Raw genomic sequence first — 25,095 nt, 5'->3', positions numbered from 1 at the left:
AACCGGGATTTTTTAGTTTTAAGCGCGATTTTTATTTAGTCGCTTATAGCTACTGAACCTATAGGAAAAGAAGCCGAATTAAAATTCATAGCATTTAATACAGGAGACAAATCTGTCGCACTCCCATTAAGGGGACGCAAGAAGAATGGCTCTGCAGATGTATCATTTTGAGGCTCTATTGAGATAAAAACATTTTTTCCTCTTAGATCTGTAGGAAATGTTATTCCTGCCGGGGCAACCGTATTATTTAAGAAATCTTCACCAGGAAATGCAGGTGCAGGATTTTTTTGACTACTATAAGGTGCAAAGTCATCTGCTCCTGTACTGCTTGTAAAAGTCCCTGTTGAAACGTAGACATCTCCTTTTGCAGTTGGCAGAGTTACCCAACCCTGATATAACCACCCGGCACCCAGATCTGGCAGTCTAAGGCCCGGTGTTGCAGTATTAGGATCGTAAAAATAAATACCAGATTCATCATTTCCGTTATCAACACCATTTGCATTATCTGTAGGTGTTTTAAGAACAAATTTACCGGTAGCATTACTAAAACTGCCAATTGCCTGTTCAACAGATAGAGTTGCTGAATTACCCATGAAATTTCCTTTAAGAATAACTGAATTTGAAATTCCTGCACTACCGTCATTTCCCGGCTCTATACTTAGCATAAAATTATCTGCCGCATTTAGCATTTGAGAACTAGTTTTAAATTCTTTAGGAAAATTTACATCAGTAAACCGTCCTAATGATACCGGTGAACCTGCAACAGTTATCCATGCTTCGTATTCTGCATTTGAACTCAATTTTTGCAATCCAATAACGTCAAGAGTTAGGGTTGCTTCACCAGATCCTGAGTCATCACTTGAGCAGGAAGTGATAATTGACGCTGTTAATACTAAAAGTAAAATCGTTTTTAATCTATACATATAAACTCTCTTTATTTTATGATATAACGTAATTCTTATTTAACTACGTATTTATTATTCAAAAAAAAGCCAAACCTATAATAGGCCTGGCTTTATTATAAAATTCTAATTGAAATTTAAGCGTTCTGTTTTTTAATCAAATTAAGTGCAGAACCTTCTTTATACCATGCGATTTGCCCCGCATTGTATGTATGATCTGCTTTGATTACATCTTTGCTTCCTTCTGCATGTACCACCTCGATAGTTAATTGTTTATCTGGTGCAAAATCATGAAGATCTATAAAGTTAAAAGTATCATCTTCCTGAATAAGATCATAATCATTCTCATTAGCAAATGTCAACCCTAACATACCCTGTTTTTTAAGGTTTGTTTCGTGAATACGTGCAAATGATTTTACAATTACAACTTTTACTCCTAAATGACGAGGTTGCATAGCTGCGTGCTCGCGAGAAGAACCTTCACCATAGTTATGATCTCCCACCACTACAGTTGATATACCTTTAGCTTTGTAAGCACGTTGTACGCTAGGCACTGCATCATACTCACCTGTCAATTGATTTTTAACGAAGTTAGTTTGATTATTAAATGCATTAATAGCACCTATAAGCGTGTTGTTTGCAATGTTATCAAGATGACCACGGAAACGCAACCATGGTCCAGCCATAGAAATGTGATCTGTAGTACACTTGCCTAATGCTTTTATCAATAATCTGGCCCCCATAAGATTTTGACCATCCCATGGTTTAAAAGGCTCAAGTAATTGTAAACGCTCACTATCGCTAGCAACTTTTACTTCAATACCACTACCATCTTCTGCAGGAGAGATATATCCTGCATCTTCAACTGCAAATCCTTCTGGAGGCAGCTCATAACCACGAGGTTCATCAAGCATTACCTCTTCTCCATCTTCATTGATCAATTTATCAGTAAGTGGATTGAAATCTAAACGACCTGAAATTGCTATTGCAGTTACAAGTTCTGGTGATCCTACAAACGCAAGCGTGTTAGGGTTACCATCAGCACGTTTTGCAAAGTTTCGGTTAAATGAGTGAACGATGGTATTGCGCTCTTTCTCTCCTTGTTTTCCGCCGTAGCGATCCCACATACCAATACATGGTCCACAAGCATTCGCGAAAACTGTTGCGCCTATCTTATCAAAAGTATCAATAAAACCATCCCTTTCAATAGTATAGCGTACAAGTTCTGAGCCTGGAGTTATAGTAAAGTTAGATTTGGTTTTTAATTTTTTATCTGAAACCTGTTTCGCAAGAGAAGCAGCACGTGAAATATCCTCATAAGAAGAGTTTGTACATGATCCTATAAGACCATATTCAACACGTAGTGGCCAGTCATGTGCTTTTGCAGCCTCACCCATTTTAGAAATAGGAGTTGCTAAATCTGGAGTGAAAGGACCATTAAGATGTGGTTCTAATTCACTAAGATTGATCTCTATAACTTCGTCAAAATAAGCTTCTGGGTTTGCATAAACCTCATCATCACCTGTAAGATATTCTTTGATTTCGTTAGCAGCATCAGCTACATCTGCACGATTAGTTGAGCGCAGGTAACGATCCATAGACTCATCATAACCAAAAGTTGATGTTGTCGCACCAACTTCAGCACCCATGTTACAGATTGTACCTTTACCAGTACAAGACATAGAACGGGCTCCTTCACCAAAATATTCAATAATTGCTCCTGTTCCTCCTTTTACAGTAAGAATACCGGCAACTTTTAATATAACATCTTTAGGCGCCGTCCAACCCGAAAGTTTCCCGGTAAGTTTTACACCTATTAATTTTGGAAATTTAAGTTCCCAGGCCATTCCTGCCATAACATCAACAGCATCTGCACCACCTACACCTATAGCAACCATTCCTAAACCACCGGCGTTAACCGTATGTGAATCTGTACCAATCATCATCCCGCCCGGGAATGCATAATTCTCAAGAACAACCTGGTGAATGATACCTGCTCCTGGTTTCCAGAAACCGATACCGTATTTATTAGAAACTGACTCTAGAAAGTCAAATACTTCGTTACTTGTTTCGTTTGCACGTACAAGATCTTTTTTTGCCCCTACTTTAGCTTGTATTAAGTGATCACAATGTACAGTTGTAGGCACAGCTACTTTTGGCTTTCCTGCATGCATAAACTGCAATAATGCCATTTGCGCTGTCGCATCCTGACAAGCAATACGATCGGGAGCAAAATCAACGTAATCTTTACCACGGGTATAAGGTTTATCTGTTGCGCCATCCCAAAGGTGAGAGTACAATATTTTTTCTGCAAGCGTAAGTGGTTTTCCGGTAACAGCTCGTGCCGCATCAACGCGCTCTGCCATCTTACCATAAACCGATTTGATCATATCGATATCAAATGCCATATCTAATTTTATTAATTTAAAAAGTTTTAAAAATACCTACTTAAAAAGTGGTACGAAAGTACGAAAAACAGGGCGAAATATAAAGATTTTGAGTGTAATAGAATGCTGGAGAAAGCATTATGTTAAATTTGAAGAAAACGCAACAAACGCTAAAAAAATAACTATCAATCTGTTATAAAAACAAAGAGATCATTTTATTACTGATTTTAATGCAAAATTATGACGTTATAATTTTAGTTACGAAAACCAAAATCTCCTATAGCAAGTCTGCTATTATTCCTTCAATAGTCAAACCTTCGGCTTCTGCCTTATAGTTTTTAATAAGTCTGTGACGTAAAATACCTTCTGAAACAGCCTGTACATTCTCAATATCAGGAGAATATTTACCATGTAAGGCAGCGTGGGTTTTGGCGGCAAGAATAAGATTTTGTGAAGCTCTGGGCCCTGCTCCCCAGTCTATATAATCTTTTATCAATTGTGGCGCCAACTCAGAATTTGGTCTTGTTTTCCCCACCAGCTTAACCGCATATTCTACTACATTATCTGGTACGGGAATTCTTCTAAGTAGTTGCTGATATTCTACGATTTCTTCAGCCGAAAATAAAGCATTTACAACCGATTTTCTATCAGTTGTAGTCGATTTTACAATATTTACTTCTTCCTCATAAGTAGGATAAGTAAGATTAATTGCAAACATGAATCGATCCAGCTGAGCTTCTGGTAAAGGGTATGTTCCCTCCTGCTCAATAGGATTTTGGGTTGCAAGTACAAAATAAGGATTACCTAAAGGATATTGTTTACCGGCAACTGTAACGGCATGTTCCTGCATTGCCTCAAGTAAAGCAGCCTGAGTTTTAGGTGGCGTACGGTTTATCTCGTCTGCAAGTATAATATTTGCAAATACGGGACCTTTTAAAAATTTAAAGTGTCTGCTTTCGTCAAGAATTTCAGATCCCAGAATGTCGCTGGGCATAAGATCTGGAGTGAATTGTATACGCTTAAAGTCTAATCCCAGCGCTTTTGCGATAGTATTAACCATTAAGGTTTTTGCCAGCCCGGGAACACCAATAAGCAAAGCGTGACCTCCGGAAAAAATTGAAATGATGATCTCATCTACAACCTTATCCTGCCCTACAATTACCTGTGCAATCTCTTGTTTAAGGGTTTTATATTTATGTACAAGGCCATCAATAGCCGCGACATCAGACATACTTATTTTTTTAGCCAGTTATTCTTGTAGTCGCAATCACGGTAATCGCCATTAAGCTTGATGTAAGTTTCGGCAATCTTTTCATTTTGCCATTTCTGCACCGCTTTTATTTGTTTCGCTTGTAAAGCCAGATTTTTAATCTTCACATAATCCTGAGCAAAATCTGCTTTGTGCTCTTCTACACGATCTGAAACTGTATAGATCTCATATCGCGTGCGACCTGTACGTGTAGGATTGTTATATACCTGAGAAATATCACCTACTTTTAGATTTTGAACTTTAGGATAAATGTCTGGATCCATATTTTTAAGTTCAAACATACGATCTTGTGTTACCGGGTTTATCATAATACCTCCATCGCTCGCTGTTTCTTTCTCATCTGAGAATTCTTTTGCCGCATCTGCGAAAGTAAGCTCACCAGCTTCTACACGTTTCTTAATCGTATCTATAAGGTCTTTTGCTTTTTCTTCAGACTCTTTTGTAACCTTAGGAATTCTTAGAATATGACGTAAATCTATCTTTTGTCCTTTTATTTTATCAACCTGAATTATATGAAAACCAAATTCTGTTTCAAAAGGTTCACTTACTTCACCTTCCTGCAAACTAAATGCTACATCTCTAAATTCTCTTACCAGACTTGACTTACGCGTCACGTCTCTCATAAGTCCACCATCTCCTCTTGAAGATTCGTCTTCAGACCAAAGAACAGCTTTAGTTGCAAAACTGCTTCCGTTCTCTACAATATCTCTTCTATAACCATTAAGTTCATCAATAACCTTTTGCTTTTCAGCTTCGGGAACTTCCGGCTCGATCAGGATTTTAGAAATCTCCAGTTCTACACCAAAAACCGGTGGGTCTGGCTTTAAAACGTCATTGTAGTAACTTCTAATTTCTTCCGGAGTTATCTCAATATCTTCAACGATCTTTTGTTGCATCGCTTTAGCCAATTCCTGGTTCATATTGAGCTCGTACAGATCTTTATCAAGATCTTCCATTTTCTCCTTACGATAGAACTTTAATAAACGCTCTTCAGAACCATTAAACTGTTGTAAGAAATATGCGATTTGTTGATCTGTATAAGATCTAACCTGCGATTCTGGTACGTCAATACTATCTATTACTGCCTGGTGTGCATATAACTTATCTTCCATAAGCTTATCAAGCAATTGGCATTTACCCACACCGTCAGAAACACCCTGACTTTTTAAGGAGGCTAAAGCTTGCGAAATGTCGCTGTCAAGAATCACGTACTGCCCTACTACTGCCGCTACACCGTCTACTTTAAAACCCTGCGGTTTTTCAGCTTTCACTGTGTCTTGTACAGTTGCACTTGCTACCTCTGTTGTGTCTACAACTTCCTGCGCAGTTATACTAGAAAAATTAACCAGTATTGCTAATACTGCTGCTGCTTTAATTATAGATCTCAAATTGTTTGTTTTTAATTGCATCTTTAGTAATATCCTTTTCCAGTTGTTTTACCAACTCCAACTTACGTTTATTTAAAATTATCTGTTTCACTGTAGGCACCACATACTCTAAAGGTGCATACTCATTGCGATTTAGCTTATCATTTATAGCGACCAAATATAACCCTAATGAATCACGCAATTGCAGAAAATTAGTAATATTTAAATACCGCTCTTCATTTTCAGGGGTTATAGGTTTTATCGTATTTATAACCTTATCCTTACTTACCCAGATAGAATCATTAAGATTATAAGACTGAAATTGTACTGCTATAGAATCGAGGTACTTTTTATCTTCTGCATTATATCTTATAAATCGCTCTTTTATTGTCCGTATATTATAGTCTGTATCGTTTATCTGAATAAACCGAAGTTTTAAAAGCTCCTCATTAAGTCTAAAATTTGCTTCATTCTCCTCATAAAACTCTTTTACCTCTGCGTCACTAATTGCAGAATCAAGACTTTTTTCTACTAATACATCTTTATACGCCTGAGAGTAGAGATCTGTTTTGTACTGCTCTACCAGATCATCAAGACGCTGCTGATCACTTATATTAATATTGCGCTTAGCACCATCTATTAACAACTGCTGCGTTGCCCATCTGTTTATAAAACCATTCACAACAAGTGAACTATCTTCTACACTCATTTCTGGTGTTACTAAAGCCGATACATCTTCCTGATACAAATAATTCTCATTTACTCGAGCTACAGGTACTCCAGGATCTTCCTTCTTAAAATAATCGCACGATGTAAATGCAAAAAAACATATCATTAAACTAAGGACTGAACTCTTCATTTATCGTGACAATTCTTGCTTTATTTTATTAAAAACTTTCTCGTTCACCTCAATATCGTGAGTAGCTGCAAGATCATCCATCCACTTTTTCTCCAGTTCCTGCTGGAAATCGTTTATTACTTTTCCCTTAATTTCATTAAGTGTTTGGGTACTTTCAGGAATGATCTCTTTTAAAACAACAACACTATAATCACCTTCTTTATATATTTTAGAAACTCCTGAAACAGGCATATATTCTTCCGGAAGCAATTTATCTTCTAGTGCAACTTTTTTATGAGTTATAAAGATATTTACCTTACCACCTTTGTTTATTGTTTTCTTTATTTCTTCTGTAGAAAGTCCTTTTTTGAGTAGTCCTCTGGCTTCACTCGCTTTATCCAGATCTGGTGAACTCGCTACAATGACATCGTAACGCTTAGGCCAGGTATATTGAGCTTTATGTTCTTTATAAAAAGCCGAAAGACCTGTAGTGTCATTTTTTGCAGTGTTCCAAATCTTCTCTTCCATTAAGGCAAAAATTAAAACACCCTCTTCATATTCTTTTACAACCTTGGCATATTCAGGATTTGCCTCTTCTAAATGTGACTGATAATATTCTTTTAAAACAATATTCTCAAAACCCTTATAAAGCTGTGCGATTGCATCTTCACTTCCCCAATCTTGCTTCACATTTGCCCATCGCTGTAAATAATCTGCAAAATTACCGTACGTATAAACAGCATCTTCAACTTTCACTGCCTCTTTACTTCGCTCTTCCGGCGAAAGAGCAGTCTGCCAGCTTTTCATTTCTAAAAAAAGTGTTTTCAATTTCTGAAAATCGGTAATAAAATCGGGGTTTTTAGTCACTTTATACCGATTTTTCAACTTAGATACCAAAGCCTCACTTGCGAGTTGTGACCTGCTGTCATTTTTTACTTTGCTCTCAAGATAGGAACGCATTTCTGCTAACGAACTAACTGGGTATTTCTGAATGAGCTTAATAATATGCCAGCCTTGTTCAGACTTAAATGGTTTACTTATTTCATCAGGTTCCTTAAGAGAAAAAGCCACTTCTTCAAATTTTGGACTATTAAGAGCACCTGCACCAAATCTACCTAAATTACCACCTACTCTTGCTGTTTTAGAATCGTCACTATAGCGCCCGGCTAATGTTTCAAAAGATTCTCCCTGCATTAATTTCTGGTAGATCTCATTAATACGGGTTTCAGGATCTATACTTTCATCTTTTTGATCAAAGACAACCATTATATGAGCCACCTCAACCTCGCCCTGAGATTTTTTGCGATCTGTGACTTTTAAAATATGATAACCAAATCTGGTCTTTACAACATCTGAAATTTCGCCAACAGGCGTATTATAAGCAGCCACTTCAAAAGGATAAACCATTTTAAAGGCATTAAACCAGCCCAGATCACCGCCATTATTTGCAGCAGAAGGGTCTTCACTTTCCACTTTTGCCAGCGCTTCAAAATCGGCACCTGCTATGGCTTTTTCGCGTATAGCTTTAATTTTTTCAAGCGCTTGCAGTGTATCTTCTTTTGTCAATACATTTTGCAAGCTTATCATAATATGGCTTGCGCGCACTTCATCTACACTATGCTCATAGGCTTCTTTTACTAAAGCATCTGTCACCGGCCCATCTGTCATGTAGTTTTGAGCGAGCTGCGCCTTGTACCCATCTAATTCCTGGGTAAGATCTTCACGCTTGTCAAGACCCAGATCATAAGCCTGTTTAAGCTTTAATTTGTAGTTCTTAAAAAGCTCTAGATAAGTAGAAAGTTCTCGTTGTTCCTGATCTTCTACAAGATCAATATTTTTAAGGTAAACCTGTTTAAACTCGTCTGCATAAACCGGGTCGCCATCTATCGTCATCAACACCTGATCCTGGGCATGTAAAATTGACGCAGCGCAAAAAACGAGAAAAAAAGAGAAATATTTAATTTTTGTAAATCGCATAAATAGTGAGCAAAAATAACAATTAAAAGCTGTTCTACAACGCTGCCGCAATAGCTATATTGCCATTTTAGTTACTATGGTTAAATAATCATGGTAATTTGCAGGAAAATCAAACTTAAAATTTCTGGCACGAGAATTGAATATTCAAAAACTATGGCAAAATTAATTAAACTCATCTGGGACTTTAAGGGCCCGGAAGCAGCTAAAATAGCAGAACATCACAGTAAGCATTTATTAGATTACGCTAATAGCGAAAAGCACCTCAATAAAAATCTAATTGGGACTGAAGCGATAAACAATATGCAAAGTCTCGCATATATTGTTGTAGAAGAAGAGCAGATGCGCGAAGTACGTGATCGCTTAAAGCCTCATCGCGGTGAATACTTTGAGCAACCCACTGATTAAAGAATAATTACTAAATGCTTTGACAGGTAAGCTGCTTTTTTATCTTTGCCAAACTTTATTTAATTCATCTTTTAGAAAATCAATTAACCCCTGCCGGATTTAACGTTAATCATGCCGGTTTATTTAAAATAACAGAAATGAAAAAATTATTCTTACCACTTGTTATTCTTTTTGTTAGTTTCAGCTCTTTTGCTCAAACTAAGGTAGGTACTGTAGACAGTGATCTTGTATTAGCAAGCCTTCCTGAACTTATTAAAGTACAACAAGACCTTGAAGCATACGGTGCTGATCTTGACAAGCAGTTTAGCGACTTAGTATCTAAATATCAGGAGAAGGTTAAAGCATATCAAAGCGTTGAAACTACTGCTACAGATGCAGAAAAGAAAACTAAGCAACAAGATCTTGCAGGCTTAGAGCAAGACATCCAGAAATTTCGTCAAAACTCTCAGGGTTTGATCCAGATCAAGCAAAATGAGTTGATGCAACCACTTTATGAAAAAGTAGGTAAAGCTCTTGATGAAGTTGCAAAAGCACAGAACTATTCTCAAGTACTTACTTTAAATTCTGGTGTAGGTTATTTTGACCCAACATACGATCTTACACAAGCTGTAGCAGATAAGTTAGGTGTGCCTTTAAAGCAATAAAACACCCGATTTTTGATACAAAAAAGGAGCTTTTCATGATGAAAAGCTCCTTTTTTATTTTATATAATTCAATCTCATTACCTGCTGTAATTAGGAGCTTCTTTAGTAATTGTAACATCATGTGGATGACTCTCATGAATACCGCTTGAAGTAATTTTTACAAACTGCGCTGTTTCTTTAAGCGTGTTTATATCTTTAGATCCACAATATCCCATACCTGCACGCAGACCACCTATAAATTGATGAACACTTTCATACAACTCACCTTTGTAAGGCACACGACCTACAATACCTTCTGGTACTAGTTTTTTAATATCATCTTCAACATCCTGAAAATAACGATCTTTTGAGCCTTGTTTCATGGCCTCAACAGAACCCATACCTCTGTAGGTTTTATACTTTCTACCTTCGTAGATAATCGTTTCACCTGGAGATTCTTTAGTTCCTGCAAGAAGTGAGCCCAGCATCACGCAGTCTGCACCGGCAGCGATCGCTTTAGGAATATCACCTGTATATCTAATTCCGCCATCTGCGATAACAGGCACTCCGCTGCCTTTAATTGCAGCGGCAACTTCCAGCACCGCACTAAATTGCGGAAAACCTACACCTGCAACTACACGGGTTGTACAAATAGAACCGGGACCTATACCTACTTTTACAGCATCTGCACCGGCATCTACAAGATATTTAGCTGCTTGCGCTGTTGCGATATTCCCCACAACAACATCTAGATCTGGGAATTTTTTCTTCACTTCCTTGAGCACCATTACCACACCTTTAGTATGACCATGAGCTGTATCTATTACTACGGCATCAACACCGGCATTTACAAGTGCTTCAGTCCTGGCTACAGCATCTCCTGTAACACCTACGGCTGCAGCAACGCGTAAACGACCGTATTGATCTTTATTAGCTATAGGTTTCTGGGTAAGTTTTGTAATATCTCTAAAGGTGATTAGCCCTATAAGTTTATTTTCTTTCGTGACAACGGGCAACTTTTCAATTTTGCTTTCCTGTAGAATATCTTCGGCATCTGCCAGAGAAGTACCTTCTGAGGTTGTAACAAGATTTTCACTTGTCATTACTTCAATAATGGCTCTCTCGTTGTTCTTTTCAAATCTTAGATCACGATTAGTCACAATACCTTTTAAGGTGCCTGTTTCATCTACAATAGGAATCCCGCCAATGCCATGCTCTGCCATGCTGCGTTTAGCATCTTTAACCTTAGCCGTAAGCGGCAAGGTGACAGGATCTATAATCATCCCGCTCTCTGCACGTTTTACCCGGCGCACTTTTAAGGCTTGCTCTTCAATGGTCATATTCTTATGAAGAACACCTATACCACCTTCCTGCGCAATAGCTATTGCCATTCTCGACTCAGTCACAGTATCCATAGCAGCTGATACAATGGGCACATTGAGTGAAATGTTTCTGGAAAATTTTGATTGAATATTTACTTCTCTGGGAAGAACATCAGAAAAGGCTGGAACAAGGAGTACGTCGTCGTAAGTTAGACCTTCTCCAATTATTTTAGATTCGTGAGCCGTCATCGCAATTAAGATTTAATTGCGTGCAAATGTACAGCAATAAAGCGACAGTTGTGGGATATATAATTTTAAAATCTGCCCATACAGGTGAAAAATCGGTTGAAAACGTTAAAAATCAAGGGGACTTTTAGTCTATATTCTTATGCGATCTAAATATAAACTACTCAAAATATGATAGTTAAATCTAAAATGTAAATCATTAAGCTTAACTTTAATAGAAAAAATTAAAAAATTATGGCAATTAGATTAGGAAATAGCTGCGTAAACTGCAATCATTTTGTTGAAGGTGAATTTTGTACCGAACATGAAACCTCTGTCACTTCAAGACATACCTGTGATAGTTTTGATATGATCATGATGTTGAAAGATGACCCTAACTGTACAACTTGTGCACGTTATCAAGGACCCACATGTGCTCATCCTCAAAAAGCTGCACCAGGAATGTTATGCTCACATTGGGCGCCACAAAATGCGGTAGCTTAAAAGCGGTTTAGTGATAATTTAAAAATATTTTTGAGGCTTCATTATGAGCGCTCTCAAAACTCATTGTGCGTATACCCGTTTCAGCTTTTACGGCAGAAAAATAAGACAGCATTTTCTCTGTTGGCATATTCCCCGTAAGTTCATCTTTCGCCATTGGGCAACCTCCGTAACCTTGTATCGCTCCGTCAAAGCGTCTACATCCTGCTTTATAAGCAGCATCAACTTTCTCATGCCACGATGAAGGTGTGGTGTGTAGATGAGCACCGAATTCTACTTCAGGAAATTTTGGAATAAGATTAGAGAACAAATAAGTTATCGTTTCAGGATCTGAAGTGCCCACCGTATCTGAAAGAGAAAGTATTTTTACCCCCATTTTTGCCAGTTTTTCAGTCCAGTTTCCTACTATTTCAACATCCCAGGGATCACCGTAGGGATTACCAAAACCCATAGAAATATAGGTTACAACTTCTTTATTATTTTTATCTGCTAGCTCGAGTATTTCGTTTAAAACCTCAACAGATTCGGCAATCGTCTTATGGGTATTACGCATCTGGAAGTTCTCTGAAATACTAAAAGGGTAGCCTAAATAGCTTACTTTCTCAAAATCTACCGCGTCCTGCGCTCCTCTTACATTGGCAACGATAGCAAGTAACTTAGTATTTGTGTGACTAAGATCGAGAAGTTCAATAACCTCACTGGTGTCACTCATTTGTGGGATTGCTTTAGGCGAAACAAAACTACCAAAATCTATGGTATCAAAACCGCAACGCAATATTGACTGAATATACTGTGCTTTTGCTGTAGTAGGAATAAATTGTTTTATTCCCTGCATTGCATCGCGAGGGCATTCTATGATTTTAATAGTTTCGGGCATATATTTAATTGTAACATCAAATATACACAACTACTTTTCAAAAAAAACTCTAGATACTATTGTAAGGGTAAAACTAAAGTAAATATTGATCCTTTGCCCGGCTCACTCTCAACCTCAATATCTCCCCCTAATTTGTGCACAATGTCTTTACACAAAATAAGACCTATACCATTACCTACTTCCTGATTTGTGCCTTTTGAAGTATGACGAGTAGAATCTTCAAATATCTTTTTTATTGTCTCCTGAGACATCCCGACACCAGTATCTGAAACAGCAATGCGATATTCATTATCAATGGTTTCTATAGTAAAGGAAATTGAGCCGTTCACCGGAGTGAATTTAATAGCATTATCAGTAAAATTGCGTATCACTACCTCTATTACCTGTGCGTCAGAAATAATAGTTCGTCCGGGCGCAATCTTGTTCTCAATTTTTATATTCTTCTCTTCAATCCGAGTCGATTTTGAAATAAGAATATCCTGAATAACACTGTTTAATTCTACCGGGTTTTTATCAAAAACGTAACCATCCATTTGTGATCTGGCCCATGCAAGTACCCCGTCCAGAAGGCGATAAATACCTTTTGTTTGAATACTTAGCTCTGTGGTGAGCATAAGCAGTTCTTCTTTACTAAAAGAATTTATATTCTCCTTAAGCATATCTACGGTTGAGATTATAACGCTTAACGGACTCTTAATATCGTGAGCAACAATAGAAAAGAGATTGTTCTTTTGAGAATTTATTTGTTCCAGATTCTTGTTATTTGCATTTAGTATCTGGTGCTTTTCATAAAGAAGACTATTGGCCTTTTGCTTCATCTTATATAAACGATACATAATGATAAGCAACATGAGTAGCACGAGAATGAAAATACCCACGCCCAGAAGTACAAACCACTGGTTGTTTATTTTTAATTCCTGAAGTTCGGCCTCATGTCTTAAAATTTTATTTTGATCTTCCTTTTGTTTCGTTTCAAACTGAACTTTTAAATTCTGCTGCGTTTGTATTTGCTCTGTATTATGCAGTTTTGCGTTTAGGCCAATATATTTTTCTGAATAGGTAAGTGCACTTTTGTAATCATTGCTTTTCGCGAAATATTCTGATTTTGTCTTGTAAAGCTGAAGCAATAAATCCTGATCTTTAAGTTTATCGCATTGATCCTCAAGATCCCTAAGTTCTTCTTCTGCAGCGTCAATTTGACCTAAAGCTATATAAGTTCTTGCTTTATAGATACGTGCTATTAATAAAAATTGAGTGGGAAGTTCGGGATAATCTATAGCGTTATTTAGGGTAGCTAAAGCTTCATTAAATTCTTTAAGTTCAAACTGTGCAGCTCCCATATTTACATATGAGATCGAGAGTTCGCGTGGCTGTTTAAGCTGTGTGTTAATCCTGATAGCCTTTTTTGCATACACCAATGCACTATCTGGCATATTCATACTGCGATAAACACCACTAAAATTGGTGAGAAATCTGCTTGCATTATTAGCCGAATCATTTTCTGGCACATAATTCATCGCCCTGTTAAAATTCTCAAGAGCAGATTTATAATCACGTAAATAATAATCAAGCGCTCCTATATTGCCGTAAACTTTTGCGATACCAGAGCTATCATGTAATTTCTCATAATAAGGTATTGCCTTTAAAAGCATTCTTATCGCATGAGAATATTGAGCAGTGATGATATAATAAGTTCCCTTGCGGTTGTAACCTAGAGCAAGACCCTTGTCATAGCCAGCATTTTCAGATAAATCTATAAGTTTATCTATATAGACATTTGCAGTATCGGGATTTTTATAAAGAAACTCATAACCTATTTTCTCATAGAGATCAATACGGTCTTGTGTATCTCTTGTATGCTCAAGGAGATTTTTGAGCGAATCAATAGTTGTCGTCTGCCCTAGAAAACTGAGCGGAATAAGGAAAAAACACAGTAAAAATTTAAATCTTGTCTTCTCCTTTTTAGATAAATTAATAATTGAGTTAGGTTTTTGATTGGTCAAAACTTTATTTTAAACAACGAAAAATATTGCTTTTTAGCGTATATAAAAACTCTGCAACTTTAACTTATAATAATATTAACTATTTCTCTTAAGGAGTTCCTTATTTATTTGCTTTATCAACGCGGGACCTTCATAAATGAATCCCGTATACACCTGGATAAGGGTTGCCCCTGCTTCTAATTTCTCTATAGCATCCTGCGGACTGTTGATACCGCCTACACCAATAATAGGGAAAGCATGATTACTTTTTTCGGCTAGAAACCTAATGACTTCGGTAGATCTTTCTTTAAGCGGTGCCCCACTCATTCCACCTGTTTCGCCTTTTACTTCAGACTTTAAATTCTCTCTTGAAATCGTCGTATTTGTGGCTATTATCCCGTCAATCTTTGTTTCTTCAACAATAGCAATGATATCTAGAAGTTGCGAATTTGTAAGATCTGGGGCGATTTTTAGTAGTATTGGCTTGGTTTTTACCTTTTGATTATTCTTTACCTGCAACGCATTTAGCAATCTGGTAAGGGGTTCTTTATCCTGAAGCTCCCTAAGATTAGGAGTATTAGGTGAACTCACATTCACTACGAAATAATCTACATATGGAAACAAAGCTTCAAAACAGATCTCATAATCTGTAATCGCTTCGGCGTTAGGAGTTATTTTATTTTTACCAATATTACCCCCTATAAGTACATTTTTATTTTTCTGTAATCTCTTAACCGCCTTTTCTACGCCACCATTGTTAAAGCCCATGCGGTTGATTATCGCTTTATCTTCTTTTAATCTAAAAAGCCTTGTTTTGGGATTGCCAGATTGTGGTTTAGGTGTCAAGGTGCCAATCTCAATAAACCCAAAGCCGAAGTTAGAAAGCTCTTTGTAAAGTTTTGCATCCTTATCAAACCCTGCGGCCAGGCCTACCGGATTTTTAAATTTTAAACCAAATACCTCACGCTCGAGGGAAGGATCTTCTACAGTAAAAGCACTTTTTATTAGTCCGCCCAGTCCTAATTGATTCATAATCTTTATCATTTTAAAACTGAAATGGTGAACTTCTTCAGGATCAAAACGAAATAATAGCGGTCTTATAAGTGATTTATACATATCGGGATAAAATTGAGCCAAAGGTAATTCGCTCGTCTACAAATTAAAAGTTTGTTTAGTGGAATATCCTGAAATAAAAAAAGCTCCTCATTATAAGGAGCCTTTTTTTATTGAATTACTTATTTATTTTATAGTGAAATTAAGTCGTGCAAATAGAAATCTTCCTGCAGTACCAAACTGTGTAGATCTTCTTGAATATATAAATCTGCCACCAGATTGAAATGAAGGATCTGCTTCATCAGGGTAAACGTCTAATAAATTATTTGCTCCTAATGTAAATCGTACACCTTCTGCAAAATTATGAGAGAAACTCAAATCTGTCACGACTTTACCTCCATAATAAGGATCAACACCGTCTACCGTGTTTGTAGCTTCTTCAACTTCGCCAAAATAACTGTTTCGTAAAAATACATTCCAATCCTCACCTACGCTTAAATTATTGGTAAGCGTACCCTTTGTTCTGGGCACCGCTGCTTCAAGATAGATACGGCTTGTTCTGTCAAAGAAAGTTTCGGCAAGACCGGCATTTGTTATAATTTGTGGGATATTGACATTTTCTACGGTTGTTTTAGAAATAGTAAATGACAATGTATTTGTCAATCTTAAGTTATCTGAAAGCCTGGCCCTGTTATCTGCTACAAAATCGATCCCTTTAGTTTGCGTATCTACAGAATTTGTAAAGAAAGCTGCCTGCGTTGCATTTGCTTCGCGAAATAAACGTGCAAGTTCAGGATCGCCGTTAGAACCAAATTGGCCTGTAAGTATGATCCTGTCATCAATATTCACAAGATAACCGTCTAACGTAAGTTTTAAATTGGCATCAGGAATATTAGCCGTCGCTCCTATTGTAAAACCAAGCGAAGTCTCTTCTTTCAATTCATCTATACCAATAATACGTGCTGCCCGCGATGTATTAGGAAAAATACCCACCTCTTGCGGCACACCATCAACAAATAAGGTTGAAGTAGAATTATAATGTATTTGATGAAGTGAAGGTGCTCTAAATCCTGTTTGCACAGAACCTCTAAAACTTAAATTCTCTGTTGCTTTTAATAAGAAAGAAGATTTCACATTCAACGTTCCGCCAAAATCTGAAAAGTTTTCATACCGCAAAGCACCTGTAAGTCTAAATGTTTCAGTTATGTCTGCTTCTACATCGAGGTAACCGGCGATAGAATTACGGTAAGCATCTACTTCATTTTCGGGTTTAAACCCAGGAAAAACCTGAATACCTCCCGGTCTTTCTTCTCCTAAAAAATCTGTAGGCACCATAGAGTCAGGATCTGTAGGGTCATGTACATTACCTAAAGTGTTGTATTGCGCATAAGAGACTTCTTCTCCTGCAGTTATACCGTAATTTTCAATTCTGTATTCTGCACCAAATGCAATATTGAGTCCAGACATTATATCTTCATAAAATCTGCTTACGTCAAGATTTGTAGTGTTTTCACCATAATAGAAACCACCTGCATCTGCTTCAAAAGGAGTTGAGTTTTGTAAAGACGCATTTAGCGAGTTACTAATTCTGTAAGTGAAATCATTTTTACCAGTATTGTTACTAAGATCAACATTCCACTCTCCTACTTTACCTCGTATTCCTATAGCGATCGCTTTGTCCTTTATATTCGAATTAATTTCCGGAAGAAAGCCATCAAGTCTGGCCGGTGTATAAGCTCTAGCCTGAAAAGGTAAACGATAGAAACCTGCGGCATTTCCGTTCTTAAAACTTAATCCACCAAAGGAATAAAGAGCCAGATCATCACCTAAAGGGATCTCGAGATTTCCAAAAAACTGACCTCCTCTTAATTCAGACTGACCAACTCTCATATTGTAATCACTTCTATCCTGCCCTCTTGCAGCAAGTTCTGCCTGTGTATTATCAAAATTTAATGCTGTTTGCAGATCGCTAAGATCATCAGCATTATTAACTGCCGTTAAAACATCTGAAGGTAAACCAGCGCTTTGAGCATAATTAACGATAGCATCAAAATTAGTTTCCAGATCAAGAAGATCTGCGCCGTTTTGATCTGCAACGCGTTCTACAGCATTAAAGCCGTTAAAAATTTGATCTGTATATGATTGCATTCTGTTTGTTGCTCCTCTAAAATTGAAATTCCCGGTAAGGTTTACAAATCCGCCATCTTCTCCTATGGGCAAACCGTAATTAGCACCAATATTTATTTTCTCACCATCAATACCATCATCTGGGTTTTCGCTGGTAAAATTTGCTCCCGTAGTCACATCAAGAGCGAGTTCATTAGTTACTTCTTTTAATACAATATTTATAACTCCGGCGATTGCATCTGACCCATATTGTGCAGCAGCACCATCTCTTAGAATTTCAATACGCTTAATTGCATTTGTTGGTATTGCAGACAGATCACTACCTACAGAACCCCTACCAAAAGTTCCGTTTATATTAACCAGGGCAGTTTTATGTCTTCTTTTACCGTTAATAAGTACCAAAACCTGATCTGGCCCTAAACCTCGTAATGAAGCAGGAGCGATATGATCTGTACCATCAGAAATAGTCTGTGGGTTAGATGAAAATGAAGGAGCTGCATAATTAAGAATTTCTGTAACCGTAATTTGTGGCGAATTCTCCTTAATTTCTTCCACATCAAGAACATCTACAGGCACTGCAGAATTTATTGCTGTTCTGCTGGGGTTACGTGTTCCTATTAAAACCACCTGATCGAGTGCCACACCAGATTTCATAGTGACATTTATAGTGGTTCCTGTAACAGGAACACTCTGCGTATCAAAGCCTACAAAAGAAAAAACAAGCACATCTTCCTGAGATGCTTCTATAGTGTAAACGCCATTAAAATCTGTAATTGTACCTCTATCTGTGCCCTTTACCACTACAGAAACACCGGGCAAAGGTGTAGATTGATCATCTAAGACCGTACCTGTAACTTCTTGTGTATAACCAGTCATGGTTAACCCAAAAGAAAACAATAACATAATGATGTAATTTCTTATCATAATTCTATTTTTGATTAGTGAAAAATTGATTTTTGAACATTAAAGATAACTCAAAGAAAACCCTTAAAAGGCCGTAATAACAAGAAAATGAACTTTTTAAGTTAAAAACCGCCCTATTTCAGTAAAAAATCGCCTCTATGATACCTAAATCTCAAATTATTGACCGCTTTGTTAGCTACGTTACAATAGACACACAAAGTGATGCAGCGAGCCAGAGTACTCCCAGTACGAGCAAACAATGGGATCTGGCCAGAAAGCTGGTAGATGAACTAAATGCGTTAGATCTAGATGATGTTACCATAGATGATAACGGTTACATCATGGCTACCTTACCCGCCACAATTAAAAGTACAGCTCCTGTAATTGGTTTTATTGCTCATTATGACACAACTCCTGATTTTACAGGAACAAATGTGAAGCCTCAAATTATAGAAAAATATGACGGAAAAGATATAATTCTAAATCAAGATCAGGACATTATTCTTTCGCCTAATGACTTTGACGATTTAATTCAATATAAAGGTCAGACTTTAATTACTACAGACGGTACAACCTTGCTTGGCGCAGATGATAAAGCAGGTATTACAGAAATAATGGAAGCTGTAAAATATTTAAAAAATCACCCAGAGATAGAGCATGGTACGATTAAAGTAGGTTTTACGCCAGATGAAGAAATAGGTCGTGGCGCACATAAATTTGATGTCGCAAAGTTTGGCGCAGAATGGGCTTACACGATGGATGGCAGCCAGATTGGCGAACTAGAATACGAGAACTTCAACGCTGCCGGTGTAAAAGTTACTATAAAAGGTAAAAGTGTTCATCCCGGCTACGCTAAAGGCAAAATGATAAACAGCATGTATATCGCCCAGGATTTTATCAGTTCGCTACCCAGACTTGAGACACCAGAGCACACTTCAGGAAGAGAAGGTTTTTTTCACCTGCATAATATAAAAGGAGATGTAGAAGAAACCGAAATTGACTACATTATTCGTGACCATGACCGCAAGCATTTTGAAGCGCGCAAAGAGGTAATGTATAATCTGGCTACAGAGATCAACAGCCAGTATGGTAAAGAGATCGTGGCTTTAGAAATAAAAGATCAATACTTTAATATGCGTGAAAAGATAGAACCAGTTATACATATTGTTGATATTGCCGAAGAAGCTATGAAAGCTGTGGGTGTAACTCCAGAAATTAAACCTATTCGCGGTGGTACAGATGGCTCTCAACTCTCATATATGGGTTTACCATGCCCTAATATTTTCGCCGGTGGTCATAATTTTCACGGCAGGTTTGAATATGTGCCTGTAGAAAGTATGCAAAAAGCGGTAGAAGTAATCATAAAAATCGCCGAAATAACCGCAAAATCGGCTTTATAAGCCTAATTTTCGGCAAACCTAAAAAACCATTTCTATGACAGAACTTACTCTCAATAAAGCAGTAGTACAAATTGATGAAGGTGAACTTGTAAGCTTCAGCGTAGAAGGATACGAGTACATTCATCAAAAAGACAGTCCGGGCTGGAGAAATTCAGATACTGAAATGTTTCCTATAATAGGACCAACAAATGAGGCAGGTTTTAAAGTAATAACTGAAAAAGGAAATGCCTTTCAGGACCAGCATGGTTTGTTACGCGAGCTTAAATATAAACTCAAATCATCATCTGCCACAGAAGCTGTTTATGAAAAGATATATCATAGAAATACGCCGGTTCTCAATTCTAAATACCCGGCAAAATCTTCTATAGAATATTTATCGTGGCCTTATGATTTTCAGTTTGTGAAAAAATTTCAATTAGATTCAAAAGGTCTTACTATTTCCTTTCATATTTCAGGGGAAGAAAATATGCCTTTTATGTTGGGCTATCATCCTGCTTTTAATCTGCATATTTCAAAACCTGAAATAAAAACTTTTGATAAAACCATTACTTTAGAAGAAGTTCTTGCGGTAGGTAGTCGCGCACTTTCTGTACCAGATTGTAGTGAGATCACGCTTAAAGATGAGAAGGAGATCACCATAAAAACAGAAGGCTTTGGCAACTTTATGCTTTGGACCGAAGTTCCTAATATGGTCTGTATTGAGCCGGTTTCATTTTATCCTTATGATGTTGAACAAATTGCACTTCATAAGGGCTTTCAGACTTTAGAAAAGGCAGAACAGGTATTTATTGTAAAACTACAACCGTAGTAAACAGGCTAAAAAATGGGTCGCAGAAGTTAAAAAAATGACAAGATTGATGTAGAAATCAGCTTTAAAACACACAATTTGTATTTTTAAAAACTTCAACTTAAAAAGCATTAGCATGAAATATCGCAGACTAGGAAAATCAGATATAGAAGTTTCAGAAATCTCATTAGGCACCTGGCAAGTAGGTGGCAAATGGGGATCAAAATTTGATGATAAAAAAGCAGATCATATCATAAATACTGCCATAGACAATGGCGTGAATTTCATAGACACAGCAGATGTTTATGAAAATGGTTTGAGTGAAAAAGCCGTAGGCAGAGTTGTAAATTCCCGGTCAGAATGGATTCACGTTGCCACGAAATGTGGGCGACAAATAAATCCACATATCGATGAAAAATACCAGCCAGAAATACTAAAAAAATATGTTGAAGACAGCTTAAAACGCACCGGTCTTGATGTTTTAGATCTTGTGCAATTGCACTGCCCGCCTACAGACACCTATTATCGCCCTGAGATTTTTGAAATGTTTGACAAACTAAAAGATGAGGGTAAAATACGCAATCTTGGTGTTAGTGTTGAGAAGGTAGAAGAAGCTATAAAAGCGATGCAGTATCCTAATGTAAACACGGTTCAGATAATCTTCAACCTTTTTAGACAGCGCCCTTCAGAATTGTTCTTTAGCCAGGCTAAAAAAAATGATGTAGGTATAATTGTACGTGTTCCTTTAGCCAGTGGTCTTTTAACTGGTAAATTTGACGAGAATACTTCTTTTGATAGTGACGATCACAGAAACTTCAACAGAGATGGTGATGCTTTTGATAAAGGTGAAACCTTTGCAGGTGTAGATTATGAGCTAGGACTAAAAGCGGTAGAAGAGCTTAAAAAACTCTTCCCAGACACTAAAAATCTCGCTCCTATTGCCCTAAAATGGATTCTGAATTTTAACGAAGTAAGCTGCATTATTCCGGGTGCATCAAAAGTGGAGCACGTAGAATCTAACCTTTCAATCTACGATCTGCCAGCTCTTACAGAAGAGAAAATAGAAAAAATGAATGCCATTTATGAAGCATATATAAAACCCACTGTTCACCAGATGTGGTGATTTTTTAAATCACTACTTTTCCACATGATAAAAAAGGTTTTATTCAATTGCTTTTTACTTTTTAGTACAGCAGTTTTTTCACAGGCAGATATGCCGCCGGAATTAACAGCTCAAGGCGAAATAGAATACTGTGCCGGTAGTCAGGTCTATATCACTTCGTATTTTGATATTACAGATCCTGATGATACTACAATTGAAAGTATATCATTACAAATTTCAACAGGTTATATAAAAAGTGAAGACAAGCTTTATCTTATTGGTAATCATCCCACAATTGCTGATTCCTGGGATGTTGATGGCGGCAAATTAACTCTATCAGGCTTAAATGCCGCTACCGTAGATATTGACAACATGATAGCCGCTGTAAATAATGTGGTTTATGAAAGTACTGCTGCTAACCCGTCAGGAGAGCGGTATTTTTCCATAACTATAGGCAACTCAAATTATTTACCTTCTACAGATCATTATTACCAATATGTGGCTCAGGATAATATAAGCTGGGCAGATGCAAAAGACAGAGCAGAAAATAGCACCTATTATGGCTTGCAGGGCTATCTTGCTACAATACTAGCAGAAGATGAAGCTCAGCTTTGTGGCAAGCAGGCAGGAGGCTCTGGCTGGATAGGCGGTAGTGATGCAGAAACAGAAGGCGTCTGGAAATGGGTGACAGGCCCCGAAGCAGGAACTGTTTTTTGGAATGGCGGTGTAAACGGCAGTTCACCAAATTTCGCTTTTTGGAATAATGGTGAACCCAACAATCTAAATGATGAAGATTATGCGCACATAACTTCGCCAGGAATAGGCTTAGCCGGTTCATGGAATGACCTTCGGAATGTGGGTGAACAGGATGCAGATTATATACCTCGCGGTTTTATCGTAGAATATGGGGGCACACCGGGTGATCCCCAACTTAAAATAGCTGCTAGTACACATTTAACTATACCGGAAATAACTTCTACAACGTCAAGCGAATTCTGTGCTCCTGGCAATGCAACGCTCAATGCAACTGCAAATGGAGGCATAATTTATTGGTATGAAACATCCTCTGGTGGTGAGCCTATAGCCAAAGGAAATACATTCAACACACCTTATATCTCAGAAACCAAAACTTTTTATGTAGCGGCAAGTCCAGCTGATTGTCTTAGCGGCTCCAGAGAAGCTGTACAGGTAGTTGTCAAAGATCCGCCGCCAGCAATAGAGCGTGATCAGGTTATAATTTCAGATAACGGAAATTTGTATGAAATAGAGGTAGCATACAATTCAGGATCATATGCAGGTAATGTAGAATTTGCGATTGATGATGCGGAAGGTGCATACAAAAGCATTCCTATTTTTACAAATGTGACAGCAGGCACTCATATCTTATACGTGAGAGGTATAGATCAATGTGCTACTCTTGCCACGCAAGTTTCGGTTTTAGGTTTTCCACAATATTTTACTCCTAATAACGATGGTTACAATGATATTTGGGCTGCTCAGGGTGTAGATTTAAATGTGTATACGCAAGTATCAACAACCATTTTTAATCGTTACGGCAAACTATTAGCAGTGCTAAGAAACGATCTGGGATGGGACGGCACTTTTAAAGGTAAGCGTATGCCTACAGATGATTATTGGTTTCATATGGTTCTGGTAGATGTAGAAGGAATTAGAACCGAAAAAAAGGGTCATTTCACTTTAAAGAACTAATTTATGGTACAACATAAAAGAGAGAAACTGGCTCGATTTGGTATCGCTACTAAAGGCTTTGTGTACTGTGTCATTGGTTTATTAACTACGCTGGCGGCTTTTAATTTAGGTGGTGACACTACAGGCAGCGACGGTGTTTTTCAATTTTTGAGTAAACAGCCATTTGGTAAAGTATTACTTGGCGTTACTGCACTTGGTTTAATAGGTTTTGTTTTTTAGCGGTTATACCAGACCTTTTTTGATCATGAAAATAAAGGCAATGATACCTCCGGAATAGTAACCAGATTAGGATTTGCCACCAGTGCGATCTTTTATGGTTTTTTAGCCTTTTCAGTAATAAAGAGAATTATAGGCGCGGCTTCAAATTCTGGCGGAAGTAAACAATCTTACATTCAGGAACTGCTTAAAGAAACCTACGGGCAGATAATTATTTGCGTTATCGCTTTGGGATTCTTAGGTAAAGCAATTTTTCAATTTTACAGGGCTTATTCAGAAAGGTTCAGAGATAAAATTCATGATTCTGATATCGATGAAAATGGTAAAAAAGCACTTATACGCTCTGGTAAAATAGGCTTTACCGCCCGTGGAATTGTAATTGCAATTATTTCGTTCCTGCTATTTAAAGCAGCTTACACAGCCAACTCGCAGGAGGCCGGTGGAAAAGTAGAAGCCTTTAAATTTCTAAAAAATGAATTTGGTGCAATTGTGCTTGGCGTAGTAGCTTTGGGATTGCTGGCTTACGGGGTTTTTATGATACTGCTAGCCAGATATAGAAGAATTAATATAGATTAACAAATTAAAAATACGATGATAGATCAATATCTTTTTACTTATGGCACTTTGGCCAAAGAGTCTGTTCAACAAAAATTATTCAACCGTACTTTAAGTGGTACTTCAGATGAACTTGTAGGCTATAGCTCAAGCGAAATAAAACTGCCCAGAAATAAAGTACAAAGTATCTATCCTGTTATTGAATATACCGGAAATGATAAGGATAAAGTAGAAGGCGTTGTCTTTAAAGTGTCTCTTGAGGAAATTTTAATTGCAGACAATTATGAAGGTGTGTTCTACAAAAGAAAAAAAGTAACGCTAAAATCAGGGCAAGAAAGCTGGGCTTATGTAAAGTCATAACGCTCTCGTAATAAGTTTACTCAGGTTAAATTATTTAAATTGTAAAGAAAAAATGGCAATTCAGATATCACAAGACTTACCTCATCCCAATGATAACTCAGCTTTAGATCTTAATAATCTACAGGATGTCATCATTTACATTGTCATTCCGCTGATAATAATCATTCTGTATATACTCTGGCGTAGATCTAAAAAGTAACTTTTAA

The 25,095-nt window shown here is 37.3% G+C and carries 22 protein-coding genes; 11 read left to right on the top strand and 11 right to left on the bottom strand.

What is annotated here, in order from left to right:
* Nucleotides 1–35: 35 nt before the first annotated feature.
* The 6 genes from ACH3PA_RS13530 to ACH3PA_RS13505 all read right to left on the bottom strand — a co-directional run bounded on the left by ACH3PA_RS13530 (nt 36) and on the right by ACH3PA_RS13505 (nt 8,741).
* Nucleotides 36–923 carry a hypothetical protein gene (locus tag ACH3PA_RS13530; protein WP_416443292.1) on the bottom strand — a complete coding sequence of 296 codons (888 nt, stop codon included), beginning with the start codon at nt 921–923 and terminating at the stop codon, nt 36–38.
* A 116-nt stretch (nt 924–1,039) separates the two neighbouring features.
* The gene (locus ACH3PA_RS13525) at nt 1,040–3,310 is read right to left on the bottom strand and encodes an aconitate hydratase (protein ID WP_416443294.1); all 2,271 of its coding nucleotides are present in this window, start codon (nt 3,308–3,310) and stop codon (nt 1,040–1,042) included.
* 256 nt (nt 3,311–3,566) lie between these two features.
* Nucleotides 3,567–4,520, bottom strand: a complete 954-nt coding sequence (locus ACH3PA_RS13520) for an AAA family ATPase (RefSeq protein ID WP_416443296.1) — start codon at nt 4,518–4,520, stop codon at nt 3,567–3,569.
* Nucleotides 4,521–4,522: 2 nt separating this feature from the next.
* Entirely contained in the window at nt 4,523–5,947 is a 1,425-nt protein-coding gene (locus ACH3PA_RS13515) for a peptidylprolyl isomerase (RefSeq protein WP_416443298.1), read from the bottom strand.
* Nucleotides 5,931–6,785, bottom strand: a complete 855-nt coding sequence (locus ACH3PA_RS13510; RefSeq protein WP_416443300.1) for a peptidyl-prolyl cis-trans isomerase — start codon at nt 6,783–6,785, stop codon at nt 5,931–5,933. The genes ACH3PA_RS13515 and ACH3PA_RS13510 overlap by 17 nt, the downstream gene beginning before the upstream one ends.
* Complete coding sequence (locus ACH3PA_RS13505) at nt 6,786–8,741, bottom strand: peptidylprolyl isomerase (RefSeq protein WP_416443302.1); 1,956 nt, start codon at nt 8,739–8,741, stop codon at nt 6,786–6,788. It abuts the gene before it with no gap.
* Between the two features lie 153 nt (nt 8,742–8,894).
* On the opposite strand from ACH3PA_RS13505, the gene ACH3PA_RS13500 reads away from it, so the two are divergent.
* Together ACH3PA_RS13500 and ACH3PA_RS13495 are read left to right on the top strand one after the other, a co-directional pair.
* The gene (locus ACH3PA_RS13500; protein ID WP_416443304.1) at nt 8,895–9,146 is read left to right on the top strand and encodes a hypothetical protein; all 252 of its coding nucleotides are present in this window, start codon (nt 8,895–8,897) and stop codon (nt 9,144–9,146) included.
* 137 nt (nt 9,147–9,283) lie between these two features.
* Entirely contained in the window at nt 9,284–9,790 is a 507-nt protein-coding gene (locus tag ACH3PA_RS13495) for an OmpH family outer membrane protein (protein WP_416443306.1), read from the top strand.
* 77 nt (nt 9,791–9,867) lie between these two features.
* On the opposite strand, the gene guaB is transcribed toward ACH3PA_RS13495, so the two are convergent.
* On the bottom strand, nt 9,868–11,340 hold the full coding sequence (guaB, locus tag ACH3PA_RS13490) for an IMP dehydrogenase (protein WP_416448258.1): 1,473 nt from the start codon (nt 11,338–11,340) through the stop codon (nt 9,868–9,870).
* 231 nt (nt 11,341–11,571) lie between these two features.
* Between guaB and ACH3PA_RS13485 the strand changes: the two genes are divergently transcribed.
* A complete protein-coding gene (locus tag ACH3PA_RS13485; protein ID WP_416443310.1) occupies nt 11,572–11,820 on the top strand; it encodes a hypothetical protein in 249 nt (82 codons plus the stop codon).
* Nucleotides 11,821–11,827: 7 nt separating this feature from the next.
* Here ACH3PA_RS13485 and ACH3PA_RS13480 read toward each other — a convergent pair whose 3' ends face one another.
* The 4 genes from ACH3PA_RS13480 to ACH3PA_RS13465 form a co-directional block, all read right to left on the bottom strand.
* Nucleotides 11,828–12,694: a hydroxymethylglutaryl-CoA lyase gene (locus tag ACH3PA_RS13480; RefSeq protein ID WP_416448257.1), complete on the bottom strand. Its 867-nt coding sequence runs from the start codon at nt 12,692–12,694 to the stop codon at nt 11,828–11,830.
* A 56-nt stretch (nt 12,695–12,750) separates the two neighbouring features.
* Nucleotides 12,751–14,697: an ATP-binding protein gene (locus ACH3PA_RS13475; protein ID WP_416443314.1), complete on the bottom strand. Its 1,947-nt coding sequence runs from the start codon at nt 14,695–14,697 to the stop codon at nt 12,751–12,753.
* A 75-nt stretch (nt 14,698–14,772) separates the two neighbouring features.
* The gene (locus ACH3PA_RS13470; protein WP_416443316.1) at nt 14,773–15,792 is read right to left on the bottom strand and encodes a quinone-dependent dihydroorotate dehydrogenase; all 1,020 of its coding nucleotides are present in this window, start codon (nt 15,790–15,792) and stop codon (nt 14,773–14,775) included.
* A gap of 123 nt (nt 15,793–15,915) precedes the next feature.
* Nucleotides 15,916–18,780, bottom strand: a complete 2,865-nt coding sequence (locus ACH3PA_RS13465; protein ID WP_416443318.1) for a TonB-dependent receptor — start codon at nt 18,778–18,780, stop codon at nt 15,916–15,918.
* A gap of 137 nt (nt 18,781–18,917) precedes the next feature.
* Between ACH3PA_RS13465 and pepT the strand changes: the two genes are divergently transcribed.
* The 8 genes from pepT to ACH3PA_RS13425 all read left to right on the top strand — a co-directional run bounded on the left by pepT (nt 18,918) and on the right by ACH3PA_RS13425 (nt 25,088).
* Nucleotides 18,918–20,159, top strand: a complete 1,242-nt coding sequence (gene pepT / locus ACH3PA_RS13460; RefSeq protein ID WP_416448256.1) for a peptidase T — start codon at nt 18,918–18,920, stop codon at nt 20,157–20,159.
* Between the two features lie 34 nt (nt 20,160–20,193).
* Nucleotides 20,194–20,967, top strand: coding sequence for an aldose 1-epimerase (locus ACH3PA_RS13455; RefSeq protein ID WP_416443322.1), 774 nt, complete (start codon nt 20,194–20,196; stop codon nt 20,965–20,967).
* Between the two features lie 115 nt (nt 20,968–21,082).
* Nucleotides 21,083–22,069: an aldo/keto reductase gene (locus ACH3PA_RS13450; protein ID WP_416443324.1), complete on the top strand. Its 987-nt coding sequence runs from the start codon at nt 21,083–21,085 to the stop codon at nt 22,067–22,069.
* A gap of 24 nt (nt 22,070–22,093) precedes the next feature.
* Nucleotides 22,094–23,758, top strand: a complete 1,665-nt coding sequence (locus ACH3PA_RS13445; RefSeq protein WP_416443326.1) for a T9SS type B sorting domain-containing protein — start codon at nt 22,094–22,096, stop codon at nt 23,756–23,758.
* A gap of 3 nt (nt 23,759–23,761) precedes the next feature.
* Entirely contained in the window at nt 23,762–23,977 is a 216-nt protein-coding gene (locus tag ACH3PA_RS13440) for a DUF1206 domain-containing protein (RefSeq protein WP_416443328.1), read from the top strand.
* Nucleotides 23,978–24,031: 54 nt separating this feature from the next.
* Nucleotides 24,032–24,550: a DUF1206 domain-containing protein gene (locus tag ACH3PA_RS13435; protein ID WP_416446738.1), complete on the top strand. Its 519-nt coding sequence runs from the start codon at nt 24,032–24,034 to the stop codon at nt 24,548–24,550.
* A 15-nt stretch (nt 24,551–24,565) separates the two neighbouring features.
* The gene (locus ACH3PA_RS13430; protein WP_416443330.1) at nt 24,566–24,889 is read left to right on the top strand and encodes a gamma-glutamylcyclotransferase family protein; all 324 of its coding nucleotides are present in this window, start codon (nt 24,566–24,568) and stop codon (nt 24,887–24,889) included.
* A gap of 52 nt (nt 24,890–24,941) precedes the next feature.
* A complete protein-coding gene (locus ACH3PA_RS13425; protein WP_416443332.1) occupies nt 24,942–25,088 on the top strand; it encodes an adenylosuccinate synthetase in 147 nt (48 codons plus the stop codon).
* The last annotated feature ends 7 nt before the right edge of the window (nt 25,089–25,095 follow it).

Source organism: Leeuwenhoekiella sp. A2 (assembly GCF_047946655.1).
Classification (GTDB): Bacteria; Bacteroidota; Bacteroidia; order Flavobacteriales; family Flavobacteriaceae; genus Leeuwenhoekiella.
The sequence above is the reverse complement of the archived record's forward strand: the minus strand, read 5'-3'. Positions and strand labels throughout refer to the sequence as shown.

What these genes read in the sequence shown, in the direction of transcription:
- guaB (WP_416448258.1), bottom strand. Translation starts at nt 11,340, where the DNA reads ATGACGGCTCACGAATCTAAAATAATTGGAGAAGGTCTAACTTACGAC.
- ACH3PA_RS13505 (WP_416443302.1), bottom strand. Translation starts at nt 8,741, where the DNA reads ATGCGATTTACAAAAATTAAATATTTCTCTTTTTTTCTCGTTTTTTGC.
- ACH3PA_RS13510 (WP_416443300.1), bottom strand. Translation starts at nt 6,785, where the DNA reads ATGAAGAGTTCAGTCCTTAGTTTAATGATATGTTTTTTTGCATTTACA.
- ACH3PA_RS13470 (WP_416443316.1), bottom strand. Translation starts at nt 15,792, where the DNA reads ATGTATAAATCACTTATAAGACCGCTATTATTTCGTTTTGATCCTGAA.
- ACH3PA_RS13485 (WP_416443310.1), top strand. Translation starts at nt 11,572, where the DNA reads ATGGCAATTAGATTAGGAAATAGCTGCGTAAACTGCAATCATTTTGTT.
- pepT (WP_416448256.1), top strand. Translation starts at nt 18,918, where the DNA reads ATGATACCTAAATCTCAAATTATTGACCGCTTTGTTAGCTACGTTACA.
- ACH3PA_RS13455 (WP_416443322.1), top strand. Translation starts at nt 20,194, where the DNA reads ATGACAGAACTTACTCTCAATAAAGCAGTAGTACAAATTGATGAAGGT.
- ACH3PA_RS13520 (WP_416443296.1), bottom strand. Translation starts at nt 4,520, where the DNA reads ATGTCTGATGTCGCGGCTATTGATGGCCTTGTACATAAATATAAAACC.
- ACH3PA_RS13495 (WP_416443306.1), top strand. Translation starts at nt 9,284, where the DNA reads ATGAAAAAATTATTCTTACCACTTGTTATTCTTTTTGTTAGTTTCAGC.
- ACH3PA_RS13525 (WP_416443294.1), bottom strand. Translation starts at nt 3,310, where the DNA reads ATGGCATTTGATATCGATATGATCAAATCGGTTTATGGTAAGATGGCA.
- ACH3PA_RS13440 (WP_416443328.1), top strand. Translation starts at nt 23,762, where the DNA reads ATGGTACAACATAAAAGAGAGAAACTGGCTCGATTTGGTATCGCTACT.
- ACH3PA_RS13445 (WP_416443326.1), top strand. Translation starts at nt 22,094, where the DNA reads ATGATAAAAAAGGTTTTATTCAATTGCTTTTTACTTTTTAGTACAGCA.
- ACH3PA_RS13430 (WP_416443330.1), top strand. Translation starts at nt 24,566, where the DNA reads ATGATAGATCAATATCTTTTTACTTATGGCACTTTGGCCAAAGAGTCT.
- ACH3PA_RS13450 (WP_416443324.1), top strand. Translation starts at nt 21,083, where the DNA reads ATGAAATATCGCAGACTAGGAAAATCAGATATAGAAGTTTCAGAAATC.
- ACH3PA_RS13530 (WP_416443292.1), bottom strand. Translation starts at nt 923, where the DNA reads ATGTATAGATTAAAAACGATTTTACTTTTAGTATTAACAGCGTCAATT.
- ACH3PA_RS13480 (WP_416448257.1), bottom strand. Translation starts at nt 12,694, where the DNA reads ATGCCCGAAACTATTAAAATCATAGAATGCCCTCGCGATGCAATGCAG.
- ACH3PA_RS13500 (WP_416443304.1), top strand. Translation starts at nt 8,895, where the DNA reads ATGGCAAAATTAATTAAACTCATCTGGGACTTTAAGGGCCCGGAAGCA.
- ACH3PA_RS13425 (WP_416443332.1), top strand. Translation starts at nt 24,942, where the DNA reads ATGGCAATTCAGATATCACAAGACTTACCTCATCCCAATGATAACTCA.
- ACH3PA_RS13465 (WP_416443318.1), bottom strand. Translation starts at nt 18,780, where the DNA reads ATGATAAGAAATTACATCATTATGTTATTGTTTTCTTTTGGGTTAACC.